The sequence below is a fragment of the Natronomonas marina genome (assembly GCF_024298905.1).
GTDB classification, from domain to species: domain Archaea; phylum Halobacteriota; class Halobacteria; order Halobacteriales; family Haloarculaceae; genus Natronomonas; species Natronomonas marina.
Window position 1 is genome coordinate 3,497,121 of record NZ_CP101154.1, and the last position, 14,636, is coordinate 3,511,756.

Consider the following 14,636-nt stretch of genomic DNA (forward strand, 5'->3'; position numbering starts at 1 on the left):
AACGCAGAGGGCGGGTATGGGATACGCCTGTCCGGTCTGTTCGGATCCCCAGGCCGACACGGGACACCTCGCCAACCACCTCGCGTTCACCGCCATGCTCGGCGACGAGGGCCACGAGGCGTGGCTGGAGGAGCACGCCCCCGACTGGGGCGAGATGGGCGAATCCGAACTCGCCGACGCCATCGCCGACGGCGTCGAGGAGACGGAGTTCCCGCAGGTCTTCGAGGACACCGCCGGTGGCCTGGACGACGGCGGCGACCCGCCGGCCGAACGCTCCGGCGCCCTCTTCGAGGAGGAAGGACACGACCACGACCACGGACACGGACCCCGGCCCGGCCGCGAGCACGCCCACGGCGGCGAGACGATTGACGAGGAGACGGAAGCCATCCTCGAGGAGGCCCGCGAGATGACCCGGGAGATGCTCGGCGACGAGGCCGACGAGGACGGCGACGCGGACGAGACGGGGAGCGAGGATAACAACGGGTAACATCCCTCCGGCCGTACCGGCGGGTATGCGCAGGGAGGGACGGCTGGCACCCGAGACGTGGGCCGACGCCCGCGACCGTTTCGAGGCGTTCGGACCGACCGCCCAGACGGTCGTCCGGGAGGTCGCCAGGGCCATGGAGTTCGACCGCGAGGAGTACGACGAGCGCGTCACCGCCGACGTGGTGGAGACGGCGAGACAGGCCATGTTCGCCGAGCAGTTGGCGGTCCGGGTCGACGACGAAGACGCCTTCGCCGAGTGGCGCGAGACCTCGACGGTCGAGGTCCGCGTGGTCGGTCACGACGAGGCCGAGCGGGTCGCCTGGCACGTCGCGCCGGCCGCCGACCGGGCCGTCGCCGCGACCTTCCAGTCCGAACCCGAGGCGGCCGTCTCGACCGTCCGGCGGATGGCGTTCAACCGAATCTACCGCGAGGAGCTATGCGAACGATAACCCGGAACGCGGTGCTTGTCATCGTCGGCCTGCTGGTCGTGTTGCTCGCGCTCGGCGCGCTCCCGAGTCTCATCCAGACCGGCGACCCCTACTACGTCGAGGCGACGGTCGTCGACGGGTCCGGACCGGCCATCGCGGGCGAGAACATCTCCGAGCGGCGCTTCCCGTACACCTTCGGCGCGATTGCGGCCGCCGAGTCCGGCGCCGACCCCGCCCGCTCGGAGCCGTACTACACCGGCGTCGTCGGGTTCAAGGAGGCGTTCACGCACACGCCGTTCTCGGAGTTTTCGGAGTTCGAGACCCGCAACCCCGCCGCGGTCGAGCGAGCCGACGACTCGCCGGTCGGCGACATCGCCTACCTCCGGGCCAACGGCACGCGCTACCGGCTCGAAATCGTCCGGGTGCCGGAGGCGAGCGGATGAGCCGCGACCCGAGTCCCGCCGACCACGAGTGGCGGGTCGTCGAGTCGGCCACCGAGTACGAGACGGGCTGGTACACCGGCGGCTACGACCTCGTCGAGTTGCCCGACGGCCGCGAGAAACGCTACTACTGGGCGGAGCTACCGCCCGCGGTCGTCGTCGTCGCGGTCGTCGAATCGCCGTCGTCGCTGGGGCTGCCGCCCGTCGAGTCCGACGGGCCGGCGGTCGTGATGGTCGAGCAGTTCCGCCCGACCATTCGGGAACTGTGCTACGAACTGCCGGCCGGCATCGTCGAGGACGGCGAGAGCTACGCCGAGGCCGGCACCCGGGAACTCGAAGAGGAGGTCGGCATCGTCGCAGACGAGGTCGAACTGCTGGAGGAGTTCTGGTGTTCGACGGGCGTGTTGCGCCACGAGCGGGGCATCGTCACCGCCGAGGGGTTCACGCCCGGCGAGCGGAAACTCGACGGCAGCGAGTTCCTCGATGTCCGGACCGTGCCGCTCGATGACGCGCTCGACGTCGCCCGCGGCGGGTCGGCCAACGACGCCACCATCGAGGGGCTGCTGCTGGCGGAGGCGGACGGCTATCTGTAGCCCGGTCGCTTAAGCCGCTCGTGGCCCTTCCGTCGGTATGGACGGCGAGATTTCGGCCGAGGAACTGCGCGAGCTACTCGATAGCGGCGCGGACGTCCGGGTCGTCGACATCCGATCGCCGGCGGCGTTCCGCCGCGGACACATCCCCGGCAGCGAGAACGTCCCCTTCGAGGCGCTGACCGACCGCATCGAGTCCGTCGCCGACGCCGAACGGGTCGTCACGGTCTGTCCCCACGGGCAGGCCAGCGTCCAGGCGGCCCGCCTCGTCGGCGCCTTCGAGGGTTTCACCGGCCGCGTCGATTCGCTGGCGCCGGGCATCGAGGGGTGGCCCTACGACCTGGAGACCGACGGCGAACGGGAGTCGGCGCCGGACGAGGGGCCGGAAGCGCCGTTCTGACCGCTGGCGGCGCTCGCGAACGGCGAAAAACGGGAGAACGGCGCTCGACGCGCGGTCAGAGGGCGGTCATGCGACGTTGTACCCCTTCTCGCGAAGGAAGTCCTCGACGCGACCGAGGTGGTTGCCCTGGAGTTCGATGGCGTCGTCCTCGACGGTACCACCGCAGGCGAACTTCGACTTCAGGTCGCTGGACAGCGAGTCCATGTCGACGTCGCGTGGATCGAACCCTTCGATGACCGTTACCTCCTTACCGTATCGGCGCTCGTCGATGCGGATGTTGATCTCCTGGGACTCCTTTGCGACGTCCTCGCAGACGCAGAGTTCCTCAGGGAGCCCGCACGTCGAGCAGACTTCCGACATTACAACCCGGGTCTACACGACGGCCGTATTAAACACTATCGGGACCCTGTATCCGGCTTTTTTAGTCGATGCGGCAGTCGAGACCGCTCCTCGAGCAGGTCGGCCAGCAGGTCGGCGGCCTCGGCGGCATCGGCCTCGTCGACGCCGTGGCCGTACCTGGCGCGCTCGTGCAGTTCCCCGAGCCGCCTGGCCCGCTCGTCGCTGTGAGCGAGGAACGCCCGGGCCGTCTCGCCGGGGGCCCGCTCCCGGCCCGCCCGCTCCTCGAGGTGGACGACCCGGTGGAAGGCGCCGGTGACGACCGCCTCCGGCGGGCCGTCGGGGAGCCGCCGCAGCCACAGTTCCCGGTAGAGGCGGCGGTCGGCGCCGGTCCGGCGACCCACGGCGGCCAGCCCCGCCAGCACGACGAGTCCGAAGCCCGCCTGCTCGCGGCTCGGCAGCGGTACCGCCGGGACGGTGGGACCGTCGCCGCCGCTGCCGCCGGCGGTTTCGTCGCCGCCGGGCGTCGGGCCGGCACTGCCGGAGTCGTTCCCGGGCGACGGGGCGCTCCCGTCGTCGGTGGGCGTGGCGGTCGGCTCGGGGGTCCCGCTATCCAATTCGGAGTCGCCGGAGTCGTTCGTGTCGACGGCCGGAGCGCCGTCCTCGCGGGCGGCGGCCAGCCGCTGGCGCTCGGCCCGCTCGCGGGGCGTCGACGGCGTCGGGTCGAACTTCACCCAGCCCTGCTCCGGGAAGTAGACCTCGACCCACGCGTGGGAGTTGTACCCCCGGACGACCCACTCGTCGTCGGCGACCTGCTGGCCCGGCGTGTAGCCGACCGCGAAGCGGGCGGGAATCCCCTGCGTTCGCAGCATTGTCACCATCGTGGTTGCGAAGTAGGTACAGTAGCCGGCGTCCATCCCGAAGAGGAACCGGTCGGCGACGTTGCCGCTCGGCCGATCGACGTCCAGCGAGTACTCGTAGTTGTTCTCGAGGTACCGTTCGACGACGCGGGCGGTGTCGTAGGGGTTGTCGGCGTTGGCCGTCAGCCGGGCGGTCCGCTCGCCGACCCGGTCGGGGGTGCTGGCGGGCAACTGGGTGTAGCGCCGCTCGATTCCGTCCGGGTACTCCGTGCCGGCGGCCTGTAGCTCCGCCGCCCCGGCGGTCGGTCGCTCGCTTATCACCTCGTAGGACTCGCCGGCCTGCAGCGGGCTGGCCGGCTGGAAGGAGCCGGCGGCGGTCACCTGGACCGGGACGGGAACGTCACGGATGGCGGTCGGCTTGTTCGCGGCCGGCAGCGTCGCGATGGCGGTCTCGGCAGTGTAGGTCTGCCGGAGGGCCCGCGTCCGTCCCGGTGGTTCGGGGAGCGGCCCCCGGTAGTTCCGGCGTTCGCCGGTCCGGACCCAGCCGCCGCCGGTGTAGCGGTCGTAGGTGCTGACGCGCCAGTAGGCCGACTCCTCGGCCTCGACGGTGTAGCGGACCCCGGGGGACAGCTCCACCGAGCCGGCGACGGCGAGGCTGTCGCCCGCGTAGACGAGACTGGACTCCACCGTGGAGGTCTCGCTGCCGATCCCGTCCGTCGAGACGAACGACCCCGCGGCCCCCGGAACGACGCCGACGAAAAGCGTCAGCACGACCATCGTCGCCAGGACGACGACGACGCCGTCGGCGTTGCGGAGCCGTTCGCCCCGGCGGTCGCAGTCGCCGAAGGCGACCGACAGCGTCACCCCGAGGACACCGACGAGCGTCGTCGTCGTCGTCGCGTCGCCGGTCAGCACGACCAGTCCCAGCCCGGCCCCGGCGACCCCGCTTGCCGCGACGTAGCGACGGCGAACGGCCAGATACCACGCGAGGAAGACGGGTGCCGGCGCCGCCGCAAGCGCCCAGACGTCGGCGTTGACGATGCGGAGCACCGACAGCCCCGACAGCAGCGCGACGGCGTCGCCGAGCATCGGCTTCAGCAACGCGAGAAAGCCGAAGCCGCCCGGCAGCGAGGTGACGTAGAGGTACATCCCTGCGGCGATGCCGACGATGCCGATGGTCGCCGCGGTTCGCGGTCGGATGAGGCGTGCCAGGACGGTCCCCGACAGCACCGCCCCGCCGACGACGTAGTAGAGCGACTCGGGGTCGCCCGTGATCACGAGAATCTCGTGAAGCACCGACAGGAAGGCCCCGAGGGTGAGGCCGATCCCGACGAGTGCGACGCCCCTGGCGACCGGGACGCCGTCGACCAGTCCGGCGAGGCGCCCGCGGGCGTCGCCTGTCGTGGTGCTGCTCACGCCACCACCTCCCGCCCGCGCCGCTTTCCGGCGACACCGTCGAACGACAGTTCGCGGTCCGAAAGCGAGAGCCTCGCCCGGTCGTCGTCGCCGACGACACGGACCTCAGCCCCGCTGCGGCCGTCCGCATCGACGGACCCGGCGCCCGTGAGCGCGAGCAGTCGGAGCATCGCGGTCGTCTCGCCCGGGTGGGCGACGCACCGTCCACCGGGGGCGACGACCGTCACCGGAATCCCGGCGTCGTTGAGGAAGGCAACGACGCTGGCGACCGTCGAGGCCATCGCGTCCACGCCGTCCGACTCGGCCTCCCCGACGACGGTGACGGCGTCGACGACCGCGTCGCTGTCGTACTCGGCGACGACGAACTCCTCGGACCCCCGCTTCGCGCTCGCTCGCCAGTGGATGTCCCGCATCGTGTCGCCCCGCGTGAACTCCCGGAGCCGGTCGAAGGAACGCCGCTCGTCGCCGCGGACGCGCCGGACGAGCGCGGATAGCTCCCCGCCGTCGACCTCGTAGACGTTCGGGTACACCAGTGTGGTCGCGGTCGCCTCGACTTCGACCTCGACGGCGAACAGCCCCAGCGAGTCGGTGAGCCGGCAGGTCGCCGGCCCGAGGCGGTGGTCGCCCCGCCGTTGCAGACCGACCTCGTACTCGAAGCTGCCGCCGTGCCCGACCGACACTGCCGGGTCCGCCCCGGTCGTCAGTCCGTCCCCGACGGCGTCGCGCACCCGGCAGGGGACCGCCGACTCGACGGTGACCGCGACGGTTCGGCGCTCGCCCGGGAACCCCGGTTCGGGGACGGACCGCTCGACGGTCGGCGGATCGGCGCGGGAAAGCTGGACGGCGCCGGCCGCCACCGCGACCAGTGCCGGCACCACGACGGCGTTCAGCGAGCGGGCTCCCGTCGTCGCCCCGGCCAGGAAGGCCAGGCCGGCGATGGCGGCGACGGCGACGCCGCGACGGGTCGGCCGCAGCTCGCGAAACTTGTGACCCATCGACCGGGTCACTCCTCGACGGGGACGTCCTCGAGGGCTCGCTGGACGACGCTCTCGGCGTCGTCGGCGCCCGGGTCGGTCCGAATCCGGTGGGGGAAGACGACCGGCGCCGACGCCTGGACGTCGTCGGGGACGACGTACGAGCGCGAGTCCAGAAGCGCCTGCCCCTGTGCGGCCCGAACCAGGGCGATGGAGCCGCGGGGACTGGCGCCCAACTGGGCGTGTTCGCGGGTGTAGTTCGCCAGCCGGGTGACGTAGCTCCCGACGGCGTCGCTCACCTCGACGTCGGCGGTCGCGGTCCGTGCGGCCCGCAGGTCCTCGGCCCTTGCCACCGGGCGGATGTCCTCGATGGCGTGGCCGCCGACCGCGCGGTCGATGACCGTCGCCTCCTCACTCTCGTCGGGATAGCCCAGGTGGAGTTTCAGCATGAACCGGTCGAGTTCGGCCGCCGGGAGTTCGTAGGTCCGCTCGCGCTCGACGGAGTTCTGCGTCGCAATGACGACGAAGGGGTCCGGGACGCCGTGGGTCTCGCCGTCGACGCTGACCTGCTCTTCCTCCATGGCCTCGAGCAGTGCGGCCTGCGTCTTCGGCGGCGCGCGGTTTATCTCGTCGCCCAGCACGACGTTTGCGAACACCGGGCCGGCGCGGAACTCGAACTCGCTTTCCTTCCGGTTGTAAACGTTCGCGCCCGTGATGTCGGCCGGCAGGAGGTCCGGTGTGAACTGCACCCGGTTGAACGAGCAGTCGAAGGACTCGGCGACCGCACGCGCAAGCATCGTCTTCCCCACCCCGGGTACGTCCTCCAGCAGGACGTGGCCGCCGCCCAGCAGAGCGGTCACGAGGTGTTCGATGGCTTCGTCGTTGCCGACGATGACCCGCTGGACGTTGTCGATGACGGCACGGGCCGTCTCGCCGGCCGCCTCGACGCCGGGACCGGACCGCGCCGTCGCCTGGTTCGTGGTGTCGTTCATGGAGGGCCTACCGGCTCCGGGGACAACTTCGGCATACGTCTTTCGGTCGCTGCGGGCCTGACATTGTGCCCCGAAAGGACCGAAGCGACGTAAGGGTCACGGGGGTTGTGTGTATGTATCACAACGGAGCGGTACCGAGGGACCGCCGTTCCGACGGATCTGGGGAGCGCCGTCGCTCGTCGGTGAAAAAATAACCGCAGTACAGTTCAGTCGCGCGAGGCGACGTGTTCTTCCGGGCTACGGGGGCCTTACAGGCGGGTGAGGTTGGCCGCGCGCGGGCCCTTCTCCGCCTCTTCGATGTCGAATTCGACTTCCTGCCCCTCTTCGAGGTCCGGACCGCCGACGTCTTCCATGTGGAAGAACACGTCTTCGTCCGCGTCGTCAGTCGAGATGAAACCGTAGCCGCCAGTGTCGTTGAAGAAGTCAACTTCTCCGTTCGCCATTGCGAGTAGAGGAAGACGGGTCAGACGGATAAGGGTTCCGAATATCTCCCCATCGTGATACGTCCTCTCGGGAGCCCGGAACGACACCCCTCCAGGGACGGGTTCGGGAGCCTCACCAGCGCTTGCACGACGCACACACCAGGCCGCCGTCCTCGTGCCAGCGCCGGTCGGTCTCGTCGCCGCAGGTCTCGCAGGTCGCCCCCTCGGGCGTCCAGTCGAACGTCGGGACGGCCCCCTCGACGCCCTCGCCGTCGGGTTCGTCCGCTGCCTCGGGCGTCGGGTCGTCGTCCGTCGGGGACGCCGCCGCCGCCCGCTCGCTTTCGGCGTCCTCGGTGTCGGCGTCCTCGCTTTCCGCCCCGCGTGCGAAGTCGTCGAGCGAGGTGTCGCGCATGGTCGATACAGGGCCGCCGCCGGCTTATATCGTCCGGGACGGACACACACAAGTAGGAGGCGCCGAACCGTTGGGTATGGCAGAAGTCGAAATCCAGTCCGGCCTCTACGAGAACACGGTCGGCCTCGTCGAGCGGTTCCTCGAGGTGGCGACCACGGACCCCATCGCGGCCGCGATGTTGCTCTCGGGTGCGCTGTTCGTCACGCTCGCGGCGGGCGTTTTCGGCGTGCTGACGCTGGGTGGCGTCCTCTCGACGCTCAGGCGCGCGCTCCCGAGCGGCCGAGCACCGCCCCAGCGAGCTCGATAGCCGCATCGAGGTCCGGTCCCAGCGGCGCGCCGGCGACGAAACTGTCGGCGTACTCCAGCACCGCCTCGACCCGTTCTTCGACCGTCGCCGGCGTCCCGGCGATACAGAAGGCGTCTATCATCCCGTCGGTCACCGCCTCGAAGGCCGCCTCGAACTCGCCGCCGGAGATCAGTTCGCCGATTTCCCCGGCCAACTCGGCGTCGACGCCGTGCCGTTCGAGGACCGGCGGGGCCGCCCCGGCCGCGATGAACGCCACCGGCGGGCGGGCGGCCCGACGCGCCGCCTCGCCGTCCTCGGCGACCGAGACCGCGGCGTAGGCCGCGAAGTCGAACTCGCCCCGACGGTCGGGCCGGTCGGCAAGCCCCTCCTCGACCCGCTCGTGGGCCCACTCGAAGTCCCGCGGGTGCGACCCGTTCAGCAGCACGCCGTCGGCGTGTTTTGCCGCCATCCGTATCATGTGCGGTCCCTGGGCGCCGACGTAGACCGGTGTCGATCCGAGTTCGTCGGCGAAGTTCAGGCCGGCGTCGTGGGCCCGGAAAGTCCCGTCGTGGTCCACCCGCTCGCCGTCGAAGAGGTCCTGTGCTACCTTGAACGTCTCCAGCACGCGCCGGAGCGGCCGCTCGTGGTCGTAGCCGAGGTTCGCAAGCGTCGATCTGTCGCCGGCGCCGACCCCGAAGACGGCCCGCCCGCCGGAGGCCTCCGAAAGCGTCGCCACTCGGGAGGCCAGCGCGACCGGGTGGCTCTCGTAGGGGTTCGCGACCCCCGGGCCGAGCGCGACATCGTCGGTCCGGCGGGCGATTCGGTCCAGGGCGACGAACGGGTCGCGGTTGTTGTAGTGACACGAGGCGAAGACCGCATCGAAGCCCTCCGCTTCGGCGCGTTCGCCAAGTTCCGCGATTCGGTCGACCGGATGCTCCGGCGTGAGTTCGATTCCTATCATCTGATGCGGGGTTCCTCGTGTTCGCCGTCTTCGTTCCGGACGCTCTTGTAACGGCGGCGTAGGGGCAAAACCCGTCGGCCTACCCGTCGCCGAACTCCCAGCCGCGGAGCGCCTCTCGCACGATGTCGTCCTCGTCGGCCCGAAAGAGGTCGTCGCTCTCGCCGTGGTCGCCGAACTCCCAGCCGCGGACGACCACCGCGGGCGTGCCGCCCGCACCCTCGCCGGCGACGAGGTTGGCGGTCGCGGCCAGTTCGTCGACGACGGCCTGGACGGTGACGCCGAGTTCGCGGCCGTCGCGGTCGTGTTCGCCCCGCCAGTCGCGGGCGGCGGGGAGGCCGTGCCACCCGACGGCGACGCCGCGCTGGCCGTAGCGGAACGGTCGGCCCGAGGTGTCGGTGACGACGACCGGCACCTCCAGCGCCGCCGAGAGCCGCTCCGCGGAGACAGTCGGCTCTTCCGGCAGCAACAGCAGGTCCGCACCCGGGACGTTCGAGCGGTCGATGCCCGCGTTGACCGTGACGTGGCCGAACCGGGTCACCGCCAGCAAGAAGGGCGCCTCGGTGAGCAACTCCTCGCTCTCCTCGAGGACCGCCTGGGCGAACCGGGGGTCCTTCGGTTCGCCCGTGAGGCTCTCCAGCCGGTCGGCGATGGCAACGGCGCGGTCGCTCGCCGGGAACGCATCGAGGTCGGCCTTCCGGCCCTCGGCCTTCGAGACGACGGTACTCGCCACGCAGAGGACGTCGCCGTCCTCGAGGTCGACCCGCTCCTCGATCAGCGCGGCGAGGTCGTCTCCCTCCCGGACCTCCGGCAATCCCTCGACGGCGAACGCTTCCATACCCGCAGTGCGGGAGAGCGGGTCAAAAGGGTCGCGGTCCCGGCCGAATCACGCCCGCCGGACCTCGACGTCCAGGTCACCGGCCTCGACGTCGACCGCCAGGAACGTGGTCTCGCCCGCCGGCCAGGCGCCCGTCGCGCTGCCGGGGTTCAGCAGGCGGTAGCCGTCGACCCGGGTGTCCAGCAGGCGGTGGGTGTGGCCCGAGACGCCGACGGTCGGGCGGTCCGCGGCGGCGTTCTCGGCGACGATTCCGGCGACGCGCTCCTCGTAGCCCGCGTCCGGGCCGGTGCCGTGCGTGACGACGAACCTGACGCCACCGAGGTCGGCGGTCGCCACCTCGGAGAGACCGTAGTTGCCGTCGGTGTTGCCGCGGACGGCGGTGAGGTCGGCCGCGAGGTCGGCCACCGTCTCGTAGGCCGGCCGGGAGTCGAAGTCGCCGGCGTGGATGGCGTGGTCGGCGTCGGCTATCGCCGCCCGGACCCACTCCGATATCTCGGGCGCGCGTGACTTGACGTGCGTGTCGCTGAGGACGACGACCTGCATACCGTCCCGTAGGGCGCCCCGGACGTATAACCGCCCGTGGCTCCTGTCCCCGGTCATGGAGGAAAAGGCCGTCGTCACCTGCTTTCTCCGCCACGGCACCGAGGTGCTGCTGGTCCGCCGCAGCGGCGCCGTCGGCTCCTACCGCGGCCGGTGGGGCGCCGTCTCCGGCTACGCCGAGGGCGTTCCCGAGGAGGCCGCCCGCCGGGAGATAGACGAGGAGGTCGGCCTGCTGGACGCCGTCGAGTTCGTCCGCTCGGCCGACCCGCTGGCGGTCGACGACGAGGGCCGCGGCACCCGGTGGCTGGTCCACCCGTTCCTCTTCGACTGTGCGTCGACCGATGTCGACCCCAACGAGGAGATAGCCGCCCACGAGTGGGTCCAGCCGCCCGAAATCCTGGCCCGCGAGACCGTGCCGCGGCTCTGGGAGACCTACGAGGCGGTCGCGCCGACCGTCGAGACGGTCGCCGGCGACGCCGACCACGGATCGGCCTACGTCGCCCTGCGCGCCCTGGAGGTCATCCGGGACGCCGCCGCGGCGGCCGCGGCGACGGGCGAGGGCGCCGACGCGGTCCTCGAAACCGCCGCCGACCTCCGGGCCGCCCGGCCCTCGATGGGCGTCGTCCGCAACCGCGTCAATCGCGTGGTTGCGGCCGACGACCGGGACCCGGCCGCGCTGCGGGACCGCGCGGCTTCGGCCTGCGAGCGCGCGGTGGCGGTCGACGCGGAGGCGGCCGCCGAGGCCGCCGCCCGGATCGGCGAGCGGGTCCTGACGCTCTCGCGGTCCGGGACGGTCCTGGAGGCGCTCCGTCGGGCCGACCCCGAGGCGGTCTACGTCGCCGAATCCCGCCCGGCGCGCGAGGGGGTCGGCGTCGCCGAGGAACTGGCCGACGACGGCGTCGCCGTCTCGCTCTGCGTCGACGCCGCCGTCGGGCACGTCCTCGCCGAGTACGACGTCGACACCGTCCTCGTCGGTGCCGACACGGTGCTGGCCGACGGGGCCGTCGTCAACAAGGTCGGCACTCGACCCGCGGCCCTCTCGGCGGCCGACGCCGGCGCCGACTGCTACGCCGTCTGCGCGCAGGACAAGATAGTCCCCGAGACGGACGCCGACCTCGAATCGGGTCCGCCCGGGGCGGTCCACGACGCGGCCGGCGCCTTCGACGTCCTGAACCCGACCTTCGAGGCGACGCCAGCGGACCGGTTCACCGGCCTGATAACCGAGACGGGCGTGCTGTCGCCCGAGGGAATCGCGGCCGTCGCCGACGAGCACGCCGCCCTGGCCGAGCGTGCCGGGGAGCGGACGGGAGCGGACGGCGGGGACGACGGGACCGACCGTTAAGCCGGTCGGGACCCAAGCCGGACCGACGGCAACCACGATGTCCATCCGACTCCTCACCTACAACGTCCGGTACGCGACGCTGGACGGCGACCCGAACGCCTGGCCGGAGCGCCGCGACGGCGTCGCCAGCCTCGTCCGCTTTCACCGTCCCGACGTGGTCTGTCTGCAGGAGGTCTGGGAGACGCAACTGGCCGACCTCGAGGCGCGACTGCCGGGCTACGAGTGGGTCAGCGAGCGGACCTCCAGCGGCGAGCACACGCCGGTCGGCTACCGGGCCGACCGACTGTCGGTTCTCGACCGGGAGGTGTTCTCGCTGTCGGAGACGCCCGAAGACCTCCACGCGATGGACTGGGAGACGACGGTCCCCCGCGTGACGACGGCGGCCCGCTTCCGGGACGCCGAGACTGGCGCGGCCGTCGTCGTCGCCAGCACGCACCTCGACCACGACAGCGAGCGGGCCCGGCGGGAGGGGGCGGCCCTGCTCGCCGACCGGTTCGGGGACCGACCCCCGGCCGTGGTCGCGGGCGACTTCAACTGCACGCCGGACGACCGACCCTACCGGACGATGACCGAGGCCGGATTCCGGGACGCACGCGCCGTCGCCGACGCGCCCCACGGCCCCGAGACGACGTTCAACGACTTCGAGCACCCACAGGAGGGCAAACGTATCGACCACGTCTTCGTCAGCGACGACGTCGATGTCGGCCGGTTCGCCGTCCTCGCGGACCTCGACGACCGGGGGCTGTACCCCTCCGACCACTTCGCGGTGCTGGCGGACCTGGAACTACCTCCCTGAGGGCGCGGCGGCGCTTTCCCGCGGACTCCGCAGGACCGCCAAACGGGTAATCGGCCGGCGGGCGAACGGCCGCCCACGAATGAGCACGTCAGCACACGACTTCGAGTTGTCCAACGTCGCGGCCGGTCCCGACCCATTCCGCCTCTCGGAGGTCGCATCCGACGAGGGCGTCGACGCCGTCGTCCTGCTGTTCCAGCGGGACTACCACTGCACGAAGTGCCGGAGCCAGGTACAGGACGTGGCCGCCCGTTACGAGGAGTTCGAGGCCGAGGACGCCGTCGTCGCGGCGGTACTCCCGGAACCCGACGACCGCGCGGCCGACTGGCAGGACAGCTACGACCTCCCGTTCCCGCTTTTGGCCGACGCCTCGAAGGCCGTCAGCGACGAGTACGACCAGCCGACCCGGTTCGGTGCCCTGGGGTCGCTGCACGACCTCGTCGGCCGGATGCCGAAGGCGGTCGTCTTCGACGCCCGCTCCGGAACCCCGGAGGTCGCCGCCGTCGACGAGGGGTCGACGCCCGCCGACCGGCCGGACGTCGAGGCGTTCCTCGCGGCCGTCCGGGACCTCGACTCGGCCGCGCTGTGAGACCCGCCGGGGAATCGGATGGAAAGGCCCTTGCGGTTCGCTCCGTCTATTGTCCGCACGAGACGTGACGGGACAGCAACCAGGAGGTCGCGACGCGGGGGCGTCGTCCTCGCCGGCAGTGTCCCGGTTGCGTGCGTGGATGAGTGACTGACCGTGGCCGACTACCTCACCGTCGTCGCCGTCGCCTTCGTCGCCCAGCTGGCGGTCCTGCCGGGCGAGAAGGTGCAGTTCATCATCGCCGGGCTGTCGACCCGGTATCACCCGCTCGGGGTAGTCGCCGCGGCCGGCGCGGCCTTCGCCGGCTGGACGGCGCTCGAAATCTGGCTCGGCAGCGCGCTCCGGTCGGCGTTCCCGACGGTCGTCCTCGACGCGGTCACCGCCGGGCTGTTTCTGGTCTTCGCGGTCCTGCTCGCGCGGTCGGCGCCGGCGTCCGACCGGGAGGTGCCGACCGAGACGGACGGCGGTCGCCTGGCCGTCGACGACGTCCGCGTCCCCGTCGTCGACCGGACGGTCCCGGACGCCCTCGGCGGCTATCTGCCCATCTTCGTACTCATGGCTGTCGGCGAGGTCGGCGACAAGACCCAGCTCGTCACCATCGGGCTGGCCGCACAGTACGGCGCAACCTCGGCTATCTGGGTCGGCGAGATGGCCGCCATCGTCCCCGTCAGCCTCCTGAACGCGTACTTCTTCCACCGGTTCGCCCACCTCTTCGAGATGCGGACGGCCCACTTCGTCGCCGCCGGTCTCTTCGCGTTCTTCGGGCTGGACACCGTGCTGGCGATACTGACCGGCTTCTCGGTGTGGGAGACGGTCGTCGAGACGGTCGCGGAGTTGCTCGTCGCGCTCGCGTAGGGTCGAAACGCCCCGTCGTCGGTGACGGCGGCACGGTGTGCGGCTACCGGGGGTCGCACCACGGCGCCGACGCGATGACGGAACCGATACGGGTTCCCGTCGAGATGGAACTGGGCGTCCGCGAGGTGCCCGACCGCCACCGGGCTACGGCGCGTAGGTTCCCTCGAGCGTCGCCTTCTCGACGATGTGGCCGGTGACGGCGTCGGCGACGTCGTCCCGGGTGGCCGACGGCGGCAGGCCCAACTCGGCGTCCAGCGCGTACAGCCGGAACCGGTAGGTGTGCTCGCCGTCGGGCGGGTTCGGGCCGCCGTAGCCCTGCTCGCCGTAGTCGTTCTGCCCCTCGACGGCACCCTCGGCGTCCCAGTCCTCGGGAATCTCCTCGGTGTCGGGCGGGACGTCCCACACGAGCCAGTGGTCCCAGATGTGACCCGCCGGTTCGACGGCGTCGGGGTCGTCGACGAGCAAAAGGAGCGACACCGTGCCGTCGGGGACGCCCGCGATGGACAGCGGGGGATTGACGTTCTCGGCCGTGTAGCCGTACCTGTCGGGAATCGGTCCGCCGTCGTCGAACGCTGGACTGGAGATGGTGAGTTCTGTCATGGGTGTCGGGACCCCTGTCCCGTTCGTAGTTCGGACCGTGACACAAAAGCGTGGGTGGTGGTCCCGGCCGGGCGCGGAGGGA

Annotated in this window: 20 protein-coding genes; 10 read left to right on the forward strand and 10 right to left on the reverse strand. The window is 71.4% G+C overall.

Translation table 11 applies throughout. The features are described from left to right. Window positions 1-16 precede the first annotated feature (16 nt). From NLF94_RS18235 to NLF94_RS18255, 5 genes are read left to right on the forward strand one after another with little or no spacing between them, the layout of a single operon-like run. Window positions 17-487, forward strand: a complete 471-nt coding sequence (locus NLF94_RS18235; RefSeq protein WP_254839064.1) for a DUF5810 domain-containing protein — start codon at window positions 17-19, stop codon at window positions 485-487. Between the two features lie 25 nt (window positions 488-512). After that, window positions 513-935, forward strand: a complete 423-nt coding sequence (locus NLF94_RS18240; protein ID WP_254839065.1) for a DUF5809 family protein — start codon at window positions 513-515, stop codon at window positions 933-935. Continuing rightward, window positions 923-1,357, forward strand: coding sequence for a hypothetical protein (locus NLF94_RS18245; RefSeq protein ID WP_254839066.1), 435 nt, complete (start codon window positions 923-925; stop codon window positions 1,355-1,357). The genes NLF94_RS18240 and NLF94_RS18245 overlap by 13 nt, the downstream gene beginning before the upstream one ends. Further along, window positions 1,354-1,947: an NUDIX hydrolase gene (locus NLF94_RS18250; protein WP_254839067.1), complete on the forward strand. Its 594-nt coding sequence runs from the start codon at window positions 1,354-1,356 to the stop codon at window positions 1,945-1,947. Before NLF94_RS18245 ends, NLF94_RS18250 begins: the two co-directional genes overlap by 4 nt. Window positions 1,948-1,984: 37 nt before the next feature. Then, window positions 1,985-2,344, forward strand: a complete 360-nt coding sequence (locus NLF94_RS18255; protein WP_254839068.1) for a rhodanese-like domain-containing protein — start codon at window positions 1,985-1,987, stop codon at window positions 2,342-2,344. Between the two features lie 66 nt (window positions 2,345-2,410). On the opposite strand, the gene yciH is transcribed toward NLF94_RS18255, so the two are convergent. The 6 genes from yciH to NLF94_RS18285 form a co-directional block, all read right to left on the reverse strand. Beyond that, entirely contained in the window at window positions 2,411-2,704 is a 294-nt protein-coding gene (yciH, locus tag NLF94_RS18260) for a stress response translation initiation inhibitor YciH (protein ID WP_254839069.1), read from the reverse strand. 35 nt (window positions 2,705-2,739) lie between these two features. Then, complete coding sequence (locus NLF94_RS18265; protein ID WP_254839070.1) at window positions 2,740-4,956, reverse strand: transglutaminase TgpA family protein; 2,217 nt, start codon at window positions 4,954-4,956, stop codon at window positions 2,740-2,742. Next, window positions 4,953-5,951: a DUF58 domain-containing protein gene (locus NLF94_RS18270; RefSeq protein ID WP_254839071.1), complete on the reverse strand. Its 999-nt coding sequence runs from the start codon at window positions 5,949-5,951 to the stop codon at window positions 4,953-4,955. Before NLF94_RS18270 ends, NLF94_RS18265 begins: the two co-directional genes overlap by 4 nt. A gap of 8 nt (window positions 5,952-5,959) precedes the next feature. Further along, window positions 5,960-6,922 (reverse strand): AAA family ATPase, encoded by a 963-nt coding sequence (locus NLF94_RS18275; RefSeq protein ID WP_254839072.1) that lies wholly within the window; start codon window positions 6,920-6,922, stop codon window positions 5,960-5,962. A 248-nt stretch (window positions 6,923-7,170) separates the two neighbouring features. Then, window positions 7,171-7,365 (reverse strand): cold-shock protein, encoded by a 195-nt coding sequence (locus NLF94_RS18280; RefSeq protein WP_254839073.1) that lies wholly within the window; start codon window positions 7,363-7,365, stop codon window positions 7,171-7,173. Window positions 7,366-7,477: 112 nt separating this feature from the next. Further along, window positions 7,478-7,756 carry a DUF7573 domain-containing protein gene (locus tag NLF94_RS18285; RefSeq protein WP_254839074.1) on the reverse strand — a complete coding sequence of 93 codons (279 nt, stop codon included), beginning with the start codon at window positions 7,754-7,756 and terminating at the stop codon, window positions 7,478-7,480. A gap of 76 nt (window positions 7,757-7,832) precedes the next feature. On the opposite strand from NLF94_RS18285, the gene NLF94_RS18290 reads away from it, so the two are divergent. Next, on the forward strand, window positions 7,833-8,063 hold the full coding sequence (locus NLF94_RS18290) for a DUF8024 family protein (protein WP_254839075.1): 231 nt from the start codon (window positions 7,833-7,835) through the stop codon (window positions 8,061-8,063). Here NLF94_RS18290 and NLF94_RS18295 read toward each other — a convergent pair. The 3 genes from NLF94_RS18295 to NLF94_RS18305 form a co-directional block, all read right to left on the reverse strand. Then, the gene (locus tag NLF94_RS18295; protein WP_254839076.1) at window positions 8,014-9,003 is read right to left on the reverse strand and encodes a 5,10-methylenetetrahydromethanopterin reductase; all 990 of its coding nucleotides are present in this window, start codon (window positions 9,001-9,003) and stop codon (window positions 8,014-8,016) included. The genes NLF94_RS18290 and NLF94_RS18295 overlap by 50 nt on opposite strands. 79 nt (window positions 9,004-9,082) lie before the next feature. Then, a complete protein-coding gene (locus NLF94_RS18300) occupies window positions 9,083-9,838 on the reverse strand; it encodes a coenzyme F420-0:L-glutamate ligase (protein WP_254839077.1) in 756 nt (251 codons plus the stop codon). Window positions 9,839-9,886: 48 nt separating this feature from the next. Further along, on the reverse strand, window positions 9,887-10,381 hold the full coding sequence (locus tag NLF94_RS18305; RefSeq protein WP_254839078.1) for a metallophosphoesterase family protein: 495 nt from the start codon (window positions 10,379-10,381) through the stop codon (window positions 9,887-9,889). A 55-nt stretch (window positions 10,382-10,436) separates the two neighbouring features. Here NLF94_RS18305 and NLF94_RS18310 point away from each other — a divergent pair, with 55 nt between their 5' ends. From NLF94_RS18310 to NLF94_RS18325, 4 genes are all read left to right on the forward strand, one after another. Continuing rightward, entirely contained in the window at window positions 10,437-11,720 is a 1,284-nt protein-coding gene (locus NLF94_RS18310; RefSeq protein WP_254839079.1) for an eIF2B alpha/beta/delta subunit family protein, read from the forward strand. A gap of 37 nt (window positions 11,721-11,757) precedes the next feature. Beyond that, entirely contained in the window at window positions 11,758-12,516 is a 759-nt protein-coding gene (locus NLF94_RS18315; RefSeq protein ID WP_254839080.1) for an endonuclease/exonuclease/phosphatase family protein, read from the forward strand. Window positions 12,517-12,595: 79 nt separating this feature from the next. Then, window positions 12,596-13,102 (forward strand): redoxin domain-containing protein, encoded by a 507-nt coding sequence (locus tag NLF94_RS18320; protein ID WP_254839081.1) that lies wholly within the window; start codon window positions 12,596-12,598, stop codon window positions 13,100-13,102. 153 nt (window positions 13,103-13,255) lie between these two features. Continuing rightward, entirely contained in the window at window positions 13,256-13,954 is a 699-nt protein-coding gene (locus NLF94_RS18325; RefSeq protein WP_434085379.1) for a TMEM165/GDT1 family protein, read from the forward strand. 144 nt (window positions 13,955-14,098) lie between these two features. On the opposite strand, the gene NLF94_RS18330 is transcribed toward NLF94_RS18325, so the two are convergent. Next, window positions 14,099-14,554: a YbhB/YbcL family Raf kinase inhibitor-like protein gene (locus NLF94_RS18330; RefSeq protein ID WP_254839082.1), complete on the reverse strand. Its 456-nt coding sequence runs from the start codon at window positions 14,552-14,554 to the stop codon at window positions 14,099-14,101. Between the last annotated feature and the right edge of the window lie 82 nt (window positions 14,555-14,636).

What these genes read in the sequence shown, in the direction of transcription:
- NLF94_RS18315 (WP_254839080.1), top strand. Translation starts at nt 11,758, where the DNA reads ATGTCCATCCGACTCCTCACCTACAACGTCCGGTACGCGACGCTGGAC.
- NLF94_RS18250 (WP_254839067.1), top strand. Translation starts at nt 1,354, where the DNA reads ATGAGCCGCGACCCGAGTCCCGCCGACCACGAGTGGCGGGTCGTCGAG.
- NLF94_RS18330 (WP_254839082.1), bottom strand. Translation starts at nt 14,554, where the DNA reads ATGACAGAACTCACCATCTCCAGTCCAGCGTTCGACGACGGCGGACCG.
- NLF94_RS18255 (WP_254839068.1), top strand. Translation starts at nt 1,985, where the DNA reads ATGGACGGCGAGATTTCGGCCGAGGAACTGCGCGAGCTACTCGATAGC.
- NLF94_RS18235 (WP_254839064.1), top strand. Translation starts at nt 17, where the DNA reads ATGGGATACGCCTGTCCGGTCTGTTCGGATCCCCAGGCCGACACGGGA.
- NLF94_RS18245 (WP_254839066.1), top strand. Translation starts at nt 923, where the DNA reads ATGCGAACGATAACCCGGAACGCGGTGCTTGTCATCGTCGGCCTGCTG.
- NLF94_RS18240 (WP_254839065.1), top strand. Translation starts at nt 513, where the DNA reads ATGCGCAGGGAGGGACGGCTGGCACCCGAGACGTGGGCCGACGCCCGC.
- NLF94_RS18270 (WP_254839071.1), bottom strand. Translation starts at nt 5,951, where the DNA reads ATGGGTCACAAGTTTCGCGAGCTGCGGCCGACCCGTCGCGGCGTCGCC.
- NLF94_RS18275 (WP_254839072.1), bottom strand. Translation starts at nt 6,922, where the DNA reads ATGAACGACACCACGAACCAGGCGACGGCGCGGTCCGGTCCCGGCGTC.
- NLF94_RS18300 (WP_254839077.1), bottom strand. Translation starts at nt 9,838, where the DNA reads ATGGAAGCGTTCGCCGTCGAGGGATTGCCGGAGGTCCGGGAGGGAGAC.
- NLF94_RS18310 (WP_254839079.1), top strand. Translation starts at nt 10,437, where the DNA reads ATGGAGGAAAAGGCCGTCGTCACCTGCTTTCTCCGCCACGGCACCGAG.
- NLF94_RS18305 (WP_254839078.1), bottom strand. Translation starts at nt 10,381, where the DNA reads ATGCAGGTCGTCGTCCTCAGCGACACGCACGTCAAGTCACGCGCGCCC.
- NLF94_RS18285 (WP_254839074.1), bottom strand. Translation starts at nt 7,756, where the DNA reads ATGCGCGACACCTCGCTCGACGACTTCGCACGCGGGGCGGAAAGCGAG.
- NLF94_RS18280 (WP_254839073.1), bottom strand. Translation starts at nt 7,365, where the DNA reads ATGGCGAACGGAGAAGTTGACTTCTTCAACGACACTGGCGGCTACGGT.
- NLF94_RS18295 (WP_254839076.1), bottom strand. Translation starts at nt 9,003, where the DNA reads ATGATAGGAATCGAACTCACGCCGGAGCATCCGGTCGACCGAATCGCG.
- NLF94_RS18290 (WP_254839075.1), top strand. Translation starts at nt 7,833, where the DNA reads ATGGCAGAAGTCGAAATCCAGTCCGGCCTCTACGAGAACACGGTCGGC.
- NLF94_RS18320 (WP_254839081.1), top strand. Translation starts at nt 12,596, where the DNA reads ATGAGCACGTCAGCACACGACTTCGAGTTGTCCAACGTCGCGGCCGGT.
- yciH (WP_254839069.1), bottom strand. Translation starts at nt 2,704, where the DNA reads ATGTCGGAAGTCTGCTCGACGTGCGGGCTCCCTGAGGAACTCTGCGTC.